The sequence below is a fragment of the Neorhizobium sp. P1_A6 genome (genome assembly GCF_056406795.1).
This window is the reverse complement of sequence record NZ_JBFTZM010000019.1, coordinates 1-13584: the sequence shown is the minus strand read 5'-3', so window position 1 is coordinate 13584 and position 13584 is coordinate 1. Positions and strand designations below refer to the sequence as shown.

The window sequence follows — 13584 nt, the reverse complement described above, 5'->3', positions numbered from 1 at the left end:
TTTAAGCTCCCTTCTTCACCGAAGGCCAGTTATGGGTCTCCTCGGTAGCATCGCGGCACCAGCGATAGAAGGCGTCGTAGAGAAGCATGCCAGCCTCAAGCTGCTCAAGGTCATCGTTATACATCCGCGACAGACCGAGCGACGCCGCCAGCAACCCTGGCGCCTCTGGGGCAAGATCGGGTCGCGCGGTGTCGGCCGCCCTGACGATGGTTGCAAGACGCAGCAATGCGTCACAGGTTAGCCCGAACTCCTCGACCATGACGTCGAACGTGCAGAGCTCGCCCCGGTGGCTCCAGAATACATCCTCGATATCGAAGGGCGTCGCCCCGAAGCGGCTGCCCACCATCGAAACGTCGGATGCCGGCACATAAAGAAACACTGCGTCCGGATCGATGAAACGCCGGATCAACCAAGGACAGGCGATACGGTCGATCTTCGGCCGGGCGCGCGTCACCCAGACGGTTCGACCGTGGTCGTCGCGGGGAGGCAGCTTGTCCTCCGGAACCGCCATCCCTCCGGCGGCCCAGGCCTCGAAGCCGCCTTCCAGGCTTTCGGCCACCACCCCTTCGTGCCTGAGATAGGCGGCGACGCCGTGGCTAAGCTTGCCACCCCTCTGGCAGACGACAACGACAGATTCAGCGTCGACGGCTCCGCTCCATTCTGTGACATTCTCGTGCTTGCGGCGGACGGATCCCGGTACCAGCCGCGGATCGAGCGCGAAGTCTTCGTCCGTGCGGACATCGATGATGAGCGGTGCGCCGGGCGTACCGACAAGGCGGTTGAGTTTTTCAGGAGAAATTTCGAGAAATGACGGCATAACGCGTCCTCCCTGGTTTTGGGTTGAATGGACGCGATTCTTCGGCTGACGCCTCGTGGGGTGATCGCAACCCCATTATGAGATGGTGACCGCGTGCGCGACGACTGTCAAGCGACTACCACGTCTGGCCGCGATATTGACACGGTCATTCTTGCTTACGTCCGCTCTCGAATTTCTCTCGCCAGCCTCGGCGAGGCGGCGTCACGAGCGATTCCCAGCCGCAACGGTGTACGGGCGAATGCTTCCAAAAATGCCGCCAGACCCGCAACCGTCGCTTCGAGGATCAAGGCGCCGTTTTCCATGGTAGCCTTTGCCGGATCGCCGAAATAACCGCAGTCGTCCGCCTGGAAGATCGGCGGCCAGCCTGCCCCGAACGCGGTGATCGGATCGTCCGCGTGGCCCGGCGCGATCCAGGGCTGCACCAGGCGCGCCGGAAGCCCCTTGATTGCCGATCGGACCCGTTCGCTCGCTTCCGGAGAGGTCAATGCCATCGTCAACGCCGCCTCCTGTTCGCAGGCATGGCCGGTGCGCGGCAGTGCGCCTTTCAGAAGCGGCAACCAGTCCCTCTCGCCCGGTGCGAAATAATCGACCATGCCAACCGCATATCCGTCGGTGACCATCTGGGCGCAGAGCGAGCGCAACGGCGCCGAGTTGCCCCCGTGACCGTTGACGAAGACGACGCGCGGAAATCCAGAATCCAGGATCGATCGCGCGGTATCGGAAAGAACCGCCAGATAGGTTTCCAGCCGTAGGCTGATCGTGCCCGGATGGCTGAGGTGATGCGGCGAGAAGCCAACGGAAACAGCGGGCGCCACGACAATTTCCACCCTGGTTACGCGGCTTGCCGCGAGTTCGGCAACCGCGGCCGAAAGCAGCGTATCGGTCTCCACGGGAAGGAAGTCGCCGTGCTGCTCGATCGCACCCGTCGGCACGACGACCAAAGCACCGGCATCCCGCTTCGCCGCCAGCTCCGCACGCGTCAATTCGGCCCATATGAATGAAGACGGCGCAAAATGCCTGGGTGCAATGCCTGTCATGTCCGGAACCCTCGCGGCTGGAGTAGCGGGCGGCTGTTTATCCCCGCCCGCACGGAAATTACATGTCGCCCGCTTCTTTCGAAGGGTTGGCGCAGACGGCGATCACGAGGCCGGCCTCGCCGATGATGTGGCGGTAGCGGTAATTGACGGGCAGGTACATCGCATCGCCAGGCTTGAAGATGTGCTCCTCGCCGGTCTCCTCAACGATCTGCTTGGACCAGCCATGCAGGCAATAGAGGATCACCTCATGCACGCCATCACCCTCGACCATGGTGTCGAAGTGCGGCATGTAAGTGGTGATGTGGAAGGAAATCGACGAGCCGTGCAGCTTCTTTGTGACCAGCCGGTGGCTGAACTCCTGGCCCGGATGCACCCAGGTCAGCGCGACCTGTTCCTGGCGCGACCACTTGATCTTGCCGCCAACCGCTTCTTCGCTCATGTCATGACTCCTTGGTTCGCAGAAAATTGAATTTCCAGACGTGTGGCGGCTCTATCGGAACCGCGCTTCGAAAGCATCCCGGACCTCCCAGACCGGCAGGATGAGATGCGGTCCTAGTCCGGATATGCGGCTGAAGGGAATCGGTCGCGGCGCGGTCAGCGGCAAGGTCAGGTCCGCGTCCGCCGTCCGGCCGGCAAGCCAGGGACCAATTTCTCGTCCGAGAGCCGTCGTCAGCGCTACGCCGCGGCCGTTGCAGCCGATCACCGCATCGATGCCCGGCTTGATGCGCATCATCCGCGGCAGGAAATCCGGTGTACCGGCAATCATCCCGGTCCATGAATGTTCCACTCTGATTTCCGGGAGATCCGGAACCATGCGGCGAAGACGATTTGCAAAAAGCCTACGGGCCAATGCCATTCGTCCGGGCAGCGGTGGCACCATGCCCCCGGTCACCAGTCGGCCGTCCGGAGACCAGCGCAATGCGAACGTATGACGGCGTGTATCGGCAACCGGGGCCATGTCAGGCAACAGTGTCTCGCGAAGAGGCCGCGGCAGCGGCTGGGTAGCGATCTGGAACACACGAGCGGGAATGATCGACGCACGCAACTCCGGCAACAAGTTGCCGATCAGCGCGTTGGTGGCCATGAGCACGCGGCGGGCGCGAACCTCGCCAGCCGCAGTCCGCACGCGCCAACCCTGCCCATCGGGTTCGATGCTCTTTACGGGACTATCGCCGAACAGTCGCACTCCCGCTGATATGGCGGCACGCGCGAGCCCGTACGCATAGGCCAGCGGCGTGATCTGCCCACCGGAAGCCACGCGGATTCCGCCATGCAGCGACGGCAGCCCGGTCCGCTTCAGCATGGCTTCGCGATCGAGCCATTCGGCGTCGACGCCGGCGTCCAGCAGCCGCGGCATACGGCCATGAAGCACCCCTTCCGCCGCACGCGAATGCGCCGGCTGCAGCCAGCCGTTCTGCACGGCGTCGCAGTCGATCTCGTGGCGCTCGATCAGGTCGAACACCGCCTTGCCAGATTCGGCGACGAGTTTCAGCAGGCGTCCCGCATGATCGGCGCCGAGTGCCGCCACGACCTCGGCAGGCCCCAGCGATGTTTTGAGGCTCGGAACCACGAAACCGGTATTGCGCCCGGATGCACCGAAGCCAGGTTGATGGCTCTCGAGCAGAACCACCTCGAGCCCCGCCTCGGCGGCATGCAGGGCGGATGAAAGGCCGAGGAAGCCCGCACCCACCACCACCACATCAGCGGTGATCGCGTCCGCCAGCTTTGCGCATCTGGGTGCGGCTGGCGTGATCGCCTCCCACAATGACCCGATTTCCATCATCATTCCTGTTCATGCGGGACCTTGGCCCAGCGCTAGAGGTTAATCAGATCGTATCCCCGCCCTGTCGCAAGCGCCTGGAACAGTCCCTGGCGGGTCTGCTCGTTGTGACGGATCATGATTTCCCGTGCAGCCGCCTGGTCACGACGGGCCAGGGTTTCGACGATCTGGTGGTGCGAGACGCTGGTCTCGTTGTTCACGTCTCGCAGCTGGGCGCCGAGATAGAAGAAACGTTCAAGCGCATCGATCTGATGGGTCAGCAGCTGGACGAGCCTTCCATTGCCGGTCGCTTCCGCAATCGCCAGATGGAATTCACGGTTGGACCTTATGAACGTAGCGAGGCTGAGCTGCTCGCCTTGATTATAGGTGGCATCTGCAAGGGAGTTCAGACGATCTATCTGCTCCCCCGTCAGCCGGGTGCAGGCGAGTTCGGCAGCGCCTGCTTCCAGAATGGTTCGCACGTCGAACAGTTCGTCCATGTCGGCAAACGTGATCGGCGTGACCTGGTAGCCGCGGCGCGGAAAAGATCTGACCAGTCCCTCCTGCCGCAAGGCGGCCAATGCTTCGCGGGCCGGCGTCTTGGATATATTGAAGCGCTCCGCGATTTCAGCTTCGTTCAGTTCCTGACCCGGACGGATTGCGCATGTCAGAATCTGGGTTCGCAGCGCATCGTGAACCTGTTCCATCAGCGATGCCGGCTTTGCCGGCTGCACCACCCGACGCTTCTTCCTGATTGCTGTTACCTCAGCCATGGGCTCTCCTATCTGTAAGTCGGCCTTTCAGCCCGCAATCCGACGATCGCTCAGGCAGATATGCATGTACAAAACACAATCGAAAGGCGGCGTTTTTACCCGATGGCCAATTCCACATGGCTTATCCCTGATTATCCTTCACGAGACAGAAAAGCGCGGAAGTAATCCGGCGCATCATCGCCAAAAGCCTGATCGCGCGGCAAATCCATCAACAGGCGGCCGCGCTCCATATAGGCGATGCGGTCGGCGATTCGCCGGGCAAATCCAATCTCGTGTGTCACGATCACCATCGTCAAACCTTGTCCGGCCAAATCCGCCATCACGCCCAGGACGCCCCCGACGGATTCCGGGTCCAGAGCGGATGTCGGTTCATCGAAGAGCACGGCATCGGGCTTCATCGACAACGCCCGCGCAATGGCAACGCGCTGGCGCTGTCCACCAGACAGTTCCACGGGATAGGAGTGCAGCTTGTCCTTGAGCCCGACCTTGTCGAGCAGTCTGTCCGCGGCAGCAAGCGCCTCCGTCTTCGGAATGCCGAGCAGCCTGCGAGGGCCTAAAACCACGTTCTGCCGAGCCGTCATTGTGGGAAACAGCGCAAAACTCTGGAACACCATGCCGAGGCGACGGCGACGCTTGTCCAGCATATGCTCCGGGCGGGCGATACGACGGGCCGCATCGGCCCAGGGCAGGCTTTCGCCCGCAAGCAGGACATCGCCGCTATCCGCAGGCTCGATCCAGTTCAGCGCGCGCAGCAACGTACTTTTGCCCGACCCCGATGGACCGAGGACCACCACGACTTCGCCCCTGCCGACGGAAAGCGAGACATCGTCCAGTCCCTTGATCGGCCCGAAGCTGCGGGTGAGGTTGCGCGCCTCGAGCACCGGGTCGCAACGAGAAGGCGCATCCGGTCCCAGCTCGCCTCGCACTACGGTGCGCTCAACGATCGGCGGCGGTGCGGATACGTGACTGGAGGTCTTCAGCGCGACGGCCTTTTCGATCCGGTGCTGTATGAGCGTCCAGATCGTCAGGATGACGAGATACCAGAGCGCGACGGCCAGATAGACTTCCAGCGCGCGGGTGGTCGATTGGGCGAGTTGCTGGGAGACGCGCAGGAGCTCGGCGAAAGAGATGGCAGCAAGCAGCGACGTGGCCTTGATCATGTAACTGAAATTGTTGCCGAGCGGTGGTATGATTGCCCGTATCGCCTGCGGGAACACCACCTTAAGGAAAATCTGCCAATGATGAAGCCCCAGCGCCAGGCCTGCCTCGCGCTGATCGCGCGAGACGGACATCAGGCCGCCGCGCACGATATCGGCCATGCGAGCCCCTTCGTTCAGGCCCAGTGACAGCAGGCCGGTGGCGATCAGGCTCAAGGGAACGCCCATCTGCGGCAGCGCGGAATAAAAGAACAGGATCTGCGCGAGCAGCGGTGTGCCCTTGAACAGCCAAAGGAAGCCGAGTGCCGGCCAGCGCAGCAGCCTGGGCGCCGCCAGCATGCCTGCCAGAACGAAGCCAAGGCCCGTGCCAATCGTCTGAGCGACGACGGCAACCCAGATCGTCACCCAGGCCGCCTTCAGCAACAGAGGCGACTGAAGGATATCCAGGAATATGCCGGCGTCGAAACCCACGAAATCAGACCCTTCTCACAACCGGCAGGTAACCGGGCCTGGTCTGGCGCGACGGATCCACCGCGTAGCGCGAAACGCCGCGCACGGTGCCGCCCGTAGGCAGATCCAGCGGAGACACCAAACCCGGTTCGGCATCGGCCAGCGGCACGATCGTGTTGGCCATGATGTTGGCCGCGCCGAATAGCGACTGCATGGCAGGCTTGATCGACATTTTGACAGGCATAGCGCCATCGATCTCGATCCGGTCTTCCTCGACGAGGTTGAACTTTTCCGGCTGGTAGTACATGGCAAGCGAGGTGCTGAGCACCTCCCTGCCCTGATGTAGCGCCCGGGCACGCTGGGTGATGCCGATGACGCGGCCGGGCGGCAGGATGCCGAGTGTCGGATCGCCGCTGTCGACCTCGAAATCAGCCGTTTCCAGATCCCATGCCTCGGTGATCTCGTCGATCTCCAGATTGAGGGCATCTGCGATGCGGATCAGCGATTCCGGCGCACCCATGTGACCCTCGACGCGGCCATTGGCGATGCGGCGGTTGAACTCCTCGGGCGTCAGGCCGTATCCGACATGCTCGATATCCCCCGGCCCCGTGCCGGTGACGTCGATGCAGCGATGGATGGTCAGGCGCTTCACAGCGCTGGTGCCGCGCGCCAGAACCAGCGGAAGCACATCGTAGGAAAACCCGGGATTGATGCCGGTGCCGGTGATCGACACGCCGTTGGCCCGCGCCGCGCTGTCCAGCGCTTCAGCAAACTCGCCATAGCGAAGGCCGGGATAGAACATGGATTCGGCAGCCGACACCACATTGAGGCCTGCATTCAGGGCGTCAAGCAGTTGCTCCTTGATAAGGTGAGGCTTGGACTCCGTCATATGCACCAGCACGTCCGGCTTCCCTGAAATTCCGGCGAGCGCCGAAGCGAGATCGCCGACAATCTTTACGCTGCCGAAACGCTGGTAGCCCGTGACGTCGGCCAGCGTGCGGCCGATCTTCGCGGCATCGGTATCCACGGCCGCGACGATGTCGACGGAAGGGTAGTCGGCTTCGAGTACGCGCAGCAGTCGCCCGCCCATGGCGCCGACGCCGAACAGAACAGCGGTCTTCATTCAGTTTCTCCGGAATACGAGTGTCTCAACCTTTCGCCACCGGGGTCGCGACGTTGGTCATGTTTCGTTTGACGCTGCCTGCTGCGGCGTAGCGTTCGAGCTGGCTCTGCACGATGATCCAGGCGGAATACATCAGCAGGTACCAGAAGGCCGCGACCGCATAGAGTTCGATGACAGCGTAGGTTTCGTTGATGGCGGTTCGCGTAACGCGCAGAAGCTCGCTGAAGGAAATGACCGAAAGAAGCGATGTGGTGCGCATCATCGAGGAAAATTCGTTGCCGAACGGCGGCAGGATCAACCGCACCGATTGCGGCAGGATCACGTGCAGCATGGCGCCGAGCCAGCTCATGCCCATTGCCCGGGCGGCCTGCATCTGGTCGGGCGGCACGCTCTGCAATGCGCCGCGTATGATCTCGGACATGTAGGCGCCGGAGTAGCAGCCGAGGCCGATCAGCCCCGCCTCCAGCACCCCGAGCCGAATGCCGAGCTGGGGTAAGCCGAAATAGAGAAGGAAAAGCTGGACCAGCGGCGGCGTGCCGCGCCAAAGCCAGACCCAGGTCCCGGAGAGTATCCGCAAGGCCCTGTGCCGCGACAGGGCGCACAACGCCAGGATCAACCCGATGACGGTTCCGATCGCCTGCGCTGCGATCGCGACCAGCAGGGTGACGCCAGCCACGGTGGCGAACCGTGGCTGGGCCAGATAATGCAGGAATGTCTCGACCGAGAACTGCATCGTCAACCTCTATCAGATCACTGCGGGTTGAGGACGAAGGCATCGACCGGAGCCACGCCCCACTTCTCGACGATCTTGTTATAGGTGCCGTCCGCGCGCATCGCTTCGAGCGCCTTGACGATCATGTTCGCCAGATCGGTATTGTCCTTCAGCGTCGTGATCGCAAGGCGGTTGGCCGCGTTGCCGGTGAACGCCATTTCGAACGGCGCCTTGCTGGTGGAGATGTAATAGGCTGCCTGCGGGTCGTTCAGGTAGGCCGCATCGACCTGCTTGGTCACGGCCGCCTGAATGGCTTCCGAGTTGGAATCGAAGGCGCGGATGTCGATCGCCTTCTTTCCGGCGGCGACCATGCGGTCGCTCTGCGCCTGCAGGTTCTTGTTGGTCGTACCGCCGGCTGCGACCGAGACGACCTTGCCGGCCAGGCCATCAAAGCAGGCATTGTAGCTGGCCGGCATGCCGATCTTGCCTTCGCACGAAATACCGCCCGGATTACCCTTCGGCACCATCATGCCTTCACCCCACTGGACGTAGGCAATCATGTTCATGATCTTCAGGCGGTCCGGGTTGATGAAGATCGCGGTGCAGAGGCTGTCAAAGCGCTTTGCCTGGAGGCCGGGGACCAGGCCGGGAAACGCAAGGTTGGTCCATTCGACTTCCTGCCCGAGGCGTTTTCCGATCTCACCGCACATATCCACGTTGAGGCCGTCCTTCTGGCCATCGGTACGGATGAACTGGTTCGGAGCCGCGGCGAAATCTGCGGCAAACGAGATCTTTCCCTTGGTGAGGGTCGGTTCCGCCAGCGCGGAGGTCGCCGTCATGGCAAGGAAAGCAAGGCACAGTGTTTTTTTCATCATGTCATTCCCCTTTTTGTTGGTTCGATTTTACTTACTGATTTATTTCCACGTATTACGCGCCGCACCAAAGCCGCAGCTTGCACCAGGAACCGGCGGCTTGCGTCCGGTAAATCCGTAATCCATCAGGCCAGCTCTGCGAGGCGTTTCTCCTGGCGGCGAAGCAGCCGCTCCACTTCGGCCTGCGCCAGCGCATCCAGCTGCGCGCCGGGCTGGCGTTGCGCGGCCGAGGCTATGGCGCCACGCTTGGCCAGCACGTATTTGCGAACCGCAAGCCCGACGCCGGGCTGCTGCTCGTAACGGACGAGCGGCAGGTAGGCATCGAAGAGATCCTGGGCACGATCCATCTCGCCGCGGCCCGCCAGATCAGTAACCTGCACCAGCATTTCCGGGAAACCGAAGCCGGTCATGGCGCCATCGGCGCCGCGCGCGACCTCTTCGGGGAGGAAAACGCCACCATTGCCGCAAAGCACGGAAATGCGCCGACGACCCTTCTTTTCTGCATCGCGAAGCTTGGAGATTTTCGACAGGCCCGGCCAGTCCTCGTGCTTGAGCATGACGATCTGCGGAAGGTCGTCGATCAGGCGCCCGAGCAGTTCGTCGCTGATCTGCACTGTCGTCGCCAGCGGGAAGTCCTGAAGCACGACCGGCACGTCCCTGCCCAGGAAGCCACAGGCCTGGCGGTAGTAATTCAGGATCTGCGCGTCCGTGCGCAGGCTCATCGGGGGCGCGATCATCACGCCGGCAGCACCTTGTGCCATCGCCTCGTGGCTGACTTCGGCGAGAGCCGCAAGACCGGGCGACGAGACGCCGACCACGACCGGCTTGCCCTGCGCCCGTGCGATGACGCGCTGGATGACTTGTCGGGACTCGATGCCCGTCAGCTTTGGCGCCTCGCCCATCATCCCGAGAACGGTCAGACCATCGGCACCTGCCTCCAGATAGAAGTCCGTCACGCGGTCGAGGCTATCCAGATCGAGCGATCCGTCATCCTGGAACGGCGTGACCGAGATCACGAAGACGCCGCGCACCTTTTCGTCAAGACGTGCCATCGTCAGTCCTTTTCGGTCGCATACCAGCCGGCGGTGGCGCGCGGTACGAATTGTCCGCTGCCGGGGCTGTTGAGAATGCCCTTGCCGTCCCAGACGAGCTGCCCGCGCAGCCAGCTTGCCGCCACGCGGACCGTGAAGGTGTCGCCGTGGAAGGGGCTCCAGTTCAGGCCGTCATGAGAGGCCGTCTCGTCCCAGACGAACGAACCCTGTTCGAGTGCGACCAGGTCGGCATCGCGGCCGACGACGATCGCGCCCTTGCGGTCGTCGATGCCGAAGAAGCGGGCGGGACGCTCAGCCAGATATTCGGCACTGAGGCGCGCAGCGTCGAAGCCACGCGCTTCGGCAGCCGTGAAGAACGCCGGGAAGAGCGTCTCGAGGCCAGGAACGCCTGCACCTGCATCGAAGATCGAGCCGGTCAGCTTGTTGTCGATCGGCCAGCTCGAATGATCGGAGGAAACGAATGCCACGAGGTCGTCGGAAATCGACTGCCACAGGCCATCGATCGCAGCCGAACGGATGGGCGGGTTCACCTTCATCCGCGCTCCGAGCCGATCGCCGTCGCGCGCGGCATCCAGCCAGAGATAATGGACGCAAAGCTCGCCTGTCGCCGCCGCACCAAGTCCGGCGACCGCTCCGGTCAGGCGAAAGCCCGCTTCCGTCGTCAGATGGACCGGATGGACATGCGCGCCGCTTGCAAGGCCGAGAGCCAGGAACTGGCCGGTCGCCGCCAGCTCGGCCGCCTCCGGCCGTGCTTGCGCATGCGCGACGATCCCGTTGCGGCCAGCCGCCTTCGCCTGTGCGATGCGGGCCATGACAATCTCCTGATCCTCATTGTGCAGCCCGAGCGGAATGTGCGTCGAAGCCAGCGACTCCATCAGGTCGAGCGTGAGGTCCTCGGCGATCCGCGGGAACCGCACGGGATTGCTCTCGAACGACGAGATTTTGAAGGCGACCACGCCGCCTTCTATCAGCGCCGCCAGGTTGGCCGTGCCCGTCTCACGGGTCGCCGTTCCATAAAGCGCCATGTCGGCATGAGAATGCGCTGCGATCGCTGCGACCTTGGCATCCAGACGCTCCGGCCGATCAAGCGGCTCCGGGTTGTCATAAGGCATGTCGACCAGCGTGGTGACCCCTCCTGCGATCGCCGACCGCGTCGTGTCGGCGATGCCGGGGAGGCCCTTGTAGCTTGTCGCATGGGTTTGGCCATCCACCGCACCGGGGAGGATGAGCGCATTCCCACGGTCGTCGACGCGCGCGGCTGCAGGCGCTTCGCCCGTGCCGACAGCGGCTATGCGACCGCCGGAGATTGCTACCCAACCGTTTTCCAGGGTGCCATCCGGCACCACAACGCGACCCTTGACGACAAGCTCCATCGGATCAACCCTTAGCAAAATATTGGAGATCGAGCGCGTTGATCGCGGCCGCAACGGCCGCCTGAACGGGATCGACGACCGGCACGCCCAACTCCTGCTGCAGCACGGGACGATGACCGCCCATGCCGGCACAGCCGAGGATCACGACACCGGCGCCGTCCGTTTCCGCCATGACCTTGGCGGTGCGCGCGACCGATGTGCCGGCCAGGTTCAGGTCGTTCGCTTCCGCCACGGACATGTTGACAGCCCTGTCCGCTGCGAGACGGGCCGTCAGGCCCAGCCGTTCGATATGGGCCGCATGGCGAGCAACCGAAGAAGCCCCGAGCGAGACGACACCGAAGCGCGGCGCAAGCTGCAGCGCGGCATAATATGCAGCCTCTGCGATGCCAACCACCGGTCGGTTCGTCGCCGATCGCGACGCAGCAACACCGGGATCGGAAAAGCAGGCTACGACGAAGGCATCCGCATCGCTTGCAGCGATCGCGTCGACGACCATAGGCGCGACAAGCGCCACATCCTCATCGGTCTCGATGCCGATCGGCGCATCGGGTAGGCGATCGCATACGATCGTGTGCTTCGTCACCGCCTGCAACGGCGCGATGCTCGCCGCGATTGCCTCGGTCACCTTCGCCGAACTATTCGGATTGAGGACAAGAATTTTCATCAGAACCCTATCTCGATAATCACAACGAGCCTCCGGTATCTTCTGTAATATGTCAACTGATATTTTTATAGGGAGTTTTTCGAAAGATGCACGCTTTTTCATGCGCTTAGGTGGTTGCTGATTGAGCAAGTGCCTTAAAATCATGCTTATGTGAATTAACCAGGCGTAGGATTTTTCAAGTTTCCCGTGCCTGCGGTTCTCGGCCACGCTATGCGCCGCCGGTGTCGCACCCTGCAGATAGTGTGCCGGATCCATTCGAATCCTGGGATGCCAGAATAGATTCATACCCAATATCGATATCGGAAGGGGCGGCGGGAAGAGGTCGAGGGTGACCTTGCCCCGTTGAAATAATCCATTTTGAAGTAAACTCTGGCCCATTGAGAGGACCAGGGAATGAAGCGCAACCGTTTCACAGACGAACAGATCATCGGCATTCTGAAGGAGCACGAGACTGGCACGTCGGTCTCGGAGCTTTGCCGCAAGCACGGCGTCAACGATGCCAGCATCTATAAATGGAAGGCCAAATTCGGCGGCATGGACGTATCCGAAGCCAAGCGTCTGAAGGCGCTGGAAGACGAGAACACGAAGCTGAAACGGCTCCTGGCAGATGCGATGCTCGACAATGCCGCCTTGAAAGACCTTTTGGGAAAGAAGTGGTGACGCCCGCAGCAAGGCGGAAAGCTGTCGCTCATCTGATGGATCGCCACCAGATGAGCGAACGGCGGGCGTGTAAAGCCATCGGCTTTTGCCGGATGACGATCCGTTACGAAGCCAGGCGCAGCGATGACCACGATCTTCGCGAGCGGATGAAGGCGTTGGCGCATGAACGCCGCCGCTTCGGCTATCGACGCATTCATGTTCTGCTCAGGCGCGAGGGTCACGTTGTGAACCACAAGTGGCTCTTCCGGCTCTATCGGGAAGAGAAGCTGACGGTGCGCAAGCGCGGCGGTCGCAAGCGAGCGATAGGCACACGAGCACCGATGCTGATCCCGCTTAACACCAATGATCGCTGGTCACTGGACTTCGTGTCGGATCAACTCACCGATGGTCGCAGGTTCCGGGTGCTGAGGGTCGTTGATGATTGCACCAGGGAATGCCTGGGCCTCGTCTCCGATACGTCCCTTTCCGGGCTGCGGGTTGCCCGTGAGCTGGATCGGATCATCGAAGAACGCGGCAAGCCGAAGATGATCGTCAGCGACAATGGCAGCGAGTTCACCAGCAACGCGATCCTGCAATGGACGGATCGGACCACATCGCACCGGGCAAACCGATTCAGAATGCCTTCATCGAAAGCTTCAATGGGCGGCTGCGAGATGAGTTCCTGAATGAAACTCTCTTCTCGTCACTGACCCATGCTCGATCAGCGCTTTCAAACTGGCGCAGCGATTACAACGATCATCGACCACACTCTGGACTCGGCTGGATGACACCTGCCGAGTTCGCTCAGACAATTAGCCCGCGACGTGATGCGGTGCTGCGCAGCCGGAATGGCTCTGCACCGCAACCCGCCGCTACCGCCCCGAATACAGCAACCAAAAACCGCTGGAGCGAACTCAAAACTGGATAAAACTTGGGGGCAAGGTCACTCGTGGAGGACGAGGGCTGGTTGGGAACGGTACAATATCCCTCGACAACAAAAAAACTCCCGGAGCGATTGCTTCGGGAGTTTGGGGAATTTGGTTGCGGGGGCAGGATTTGAACCTGCGGCCTTCAGGTTATGAGCCTGACGAGCTACCGGGCTGCTCCACCCCGCGTTAAGCGCAAAACCCTTTGGGTTTTGTCGCGGTGCGTAAAC

Annotated in this window: 12 protein-coding genes, 1 tRNA gene and 1 pseudogene; 1 reads left to right on the top strand and 13 read right to left on the bottom strand. The window is 62.1% G+C overall.

Translation table 11 applies throughout. From position 1 onward, the window contains the following. Position 1: 1 nt before the first annotated feature. The 12 genes from AC1D3C_RS26205 to AC1D3C_RS26150 all read right to left on the bottom strand — a co-directional run bounded on the left by AC1D3C_RS26205 (position 2) and on the right by AC1D3C_RS26150 (position 11789). Positions 2 to 817, bottom strand: a complete 816-nt coding sequence (locus AC1D3C_RS26205) for a chromate resistance protein ChrB domain-containing protein (protein ID WP_477484929.1) — start codon at positions 815 to 817, stop codon at positions 2 to 4. Positions 818 to 972: 155 nt separating this feature from the next. Next, the gene (locus tag AC1D3C_RS26200) at positions 973 to 1854 is read right to left on the bottom strand and encodes a creatininase family protein (protein ID WP_477484928.1); all 882 of its coding nucleotides are present in this window, start codon (positions 1852 to 1854) and stop codon (positions 973 to 975) included. 58 nt (positions 1855 to 1912) lie between these two features. Then, entirely contained in the window at positions 1913 to 2293 is a 381-nt protein-coding gene (locus AC1D3C_RS26195) for a cupin domain-containing protein (RefSeq protein WP_038547517.1), read from the bottom strand. 51 nt (positions 2294 to 2344) lie between these two features. Next, positions 2345 to 3640: an NAD(P)/FAD-dependent oxidoreductase gene (locus AC1D3C_RS26190; protein WP_477484927.1), complete on the bottom strand. Its 1296-nt coding sequence runs from the start codon at positions 3638 to 3640 to the stop codon at positions 2345 to 2347. Positions 3641 to 3669: 29 nt separating this feature from the next. Beyond that, the gene (locus AC1D3C_RS26185) at positions 3670 to 4386 is read right to left on the bottom strand and encodes a GntR family transcriptional regulator (protein ID WP_247136972.1); all 717 of its coding nucleotides are present in this window, start codon (positions 4384 to 4386) and stop codon (positions 3670 to 3672) included. Positions 4387 to 4517: 131 nt separating this feature from the next. After that, positions 4518 to 6014 carry an amino acid ABC transporter permease/ATP-binding protein gene (locus tag AC1D3C_RS26180; RefSeq protein ID WP_477484926.1) on the bottom strand — a complete coding sequence of 499 codons (1497 nt, stop codon included), beginning with the start codon at positions 6012 to 6014 and terminating at the stop codon, positions 4518 to 4520. Between the two features lie 4 nt (positions 6015 to 6018). Further along, a complete protein-coding gene (locus AC1D3C_RS26175; protein ID WP_477484925.1) occupies positions 6019 to 7116 on the bottom strand; it encodes an NAD(P)H-dependent amine dehydrogenase family protein in 1098 nt (365 codons plus the stop codon). A gap of 25 nt (positions 7117 to 7141) precedes the next feature. Further along, positions 7142 to 7849: an amino acid ABC transporter permease gene (locus AC1D3C_RS26170; RefSeq protein WP_247031943.1), complete on the bottom strand. Its 708-nt coding sequence runs from the start codon at positions 7847 to 7849 to the stop codon at positions 7142 to 7144. 17 nt (positions 7850 to 7866) lie between these two features. Continuing rightward, positions 7867 to 8703: an ABC transporter substrate-binding protein gene (locus tag AC1D3C_RS26165; protein ID WP_038547508.1), complete on the bottom strand. Its 837-nt coding sequence runs from the start codon at positions 8701 to 8703 to the stop codon at positions 7867 to 7869. A gap of 122 nt (positions 8704 to 8825) precedes the next feature. Then, positions 8826 to 9752: a dihydrodipicolinate synthase family protein gene (locus tag AC1D3C_RS26160; RefSeq protein ID WP_477484924.1), complete on the bottom strand. Its 927-nt coding sequence runs from the start codon at positions 9750 to 9752 to the stop codon at positions 8826 to 8828. 2 nt (positions 9753 to 9754) lie between these two features. Beyond that, positions 9755 to 11125 (bottom strand): dihydroorotase, encoded by a 1371-nt coding sequence (locus tag AC1D3C_RS26155; RefSeq protein WP_477484923.1) that lies wholly within the window; start codon positions 11123 to 11125, stop codon positions 9755 to 9757. A gap of 4 nt (positions 11126 to 11129) precedes the next feature. After that, complete coding sequence (locus AC1D3C_RS26150) at positions 11130 to 11789, bottom strand: aspartate/glutamate racemase family protein (protein WP_247031756.1); 660 nt, start codon at positions 11787 to 11789, stop codon at positions 11130 to 11132. 393 nt (positions 11790 to 12182) lie between these two features. On the opposite strand from AC1D3C_RS26150, the pseudogene AC1D3C_RS26145 reads away from it, so the two are divergent. Then, a pseudogene (locus tag AC1D3C_RS26145) lies at positions 12183 to 13356 on the top strand (IS3 family transposase). 110 nt (positions 13357 to 13466) lie between these two features. On the opposite strand, the gene AC1D3C_RS26140 reads toward AC1D3C_RS26145, so the two are convergent. Beyond that, positions 13467 to 13543 (bottom strand) — tRNA-Met (locus AC1D3C_RS26140). Between the last annotated feature and the right edge of the window lie 41 nt (positions 13544 to 13584).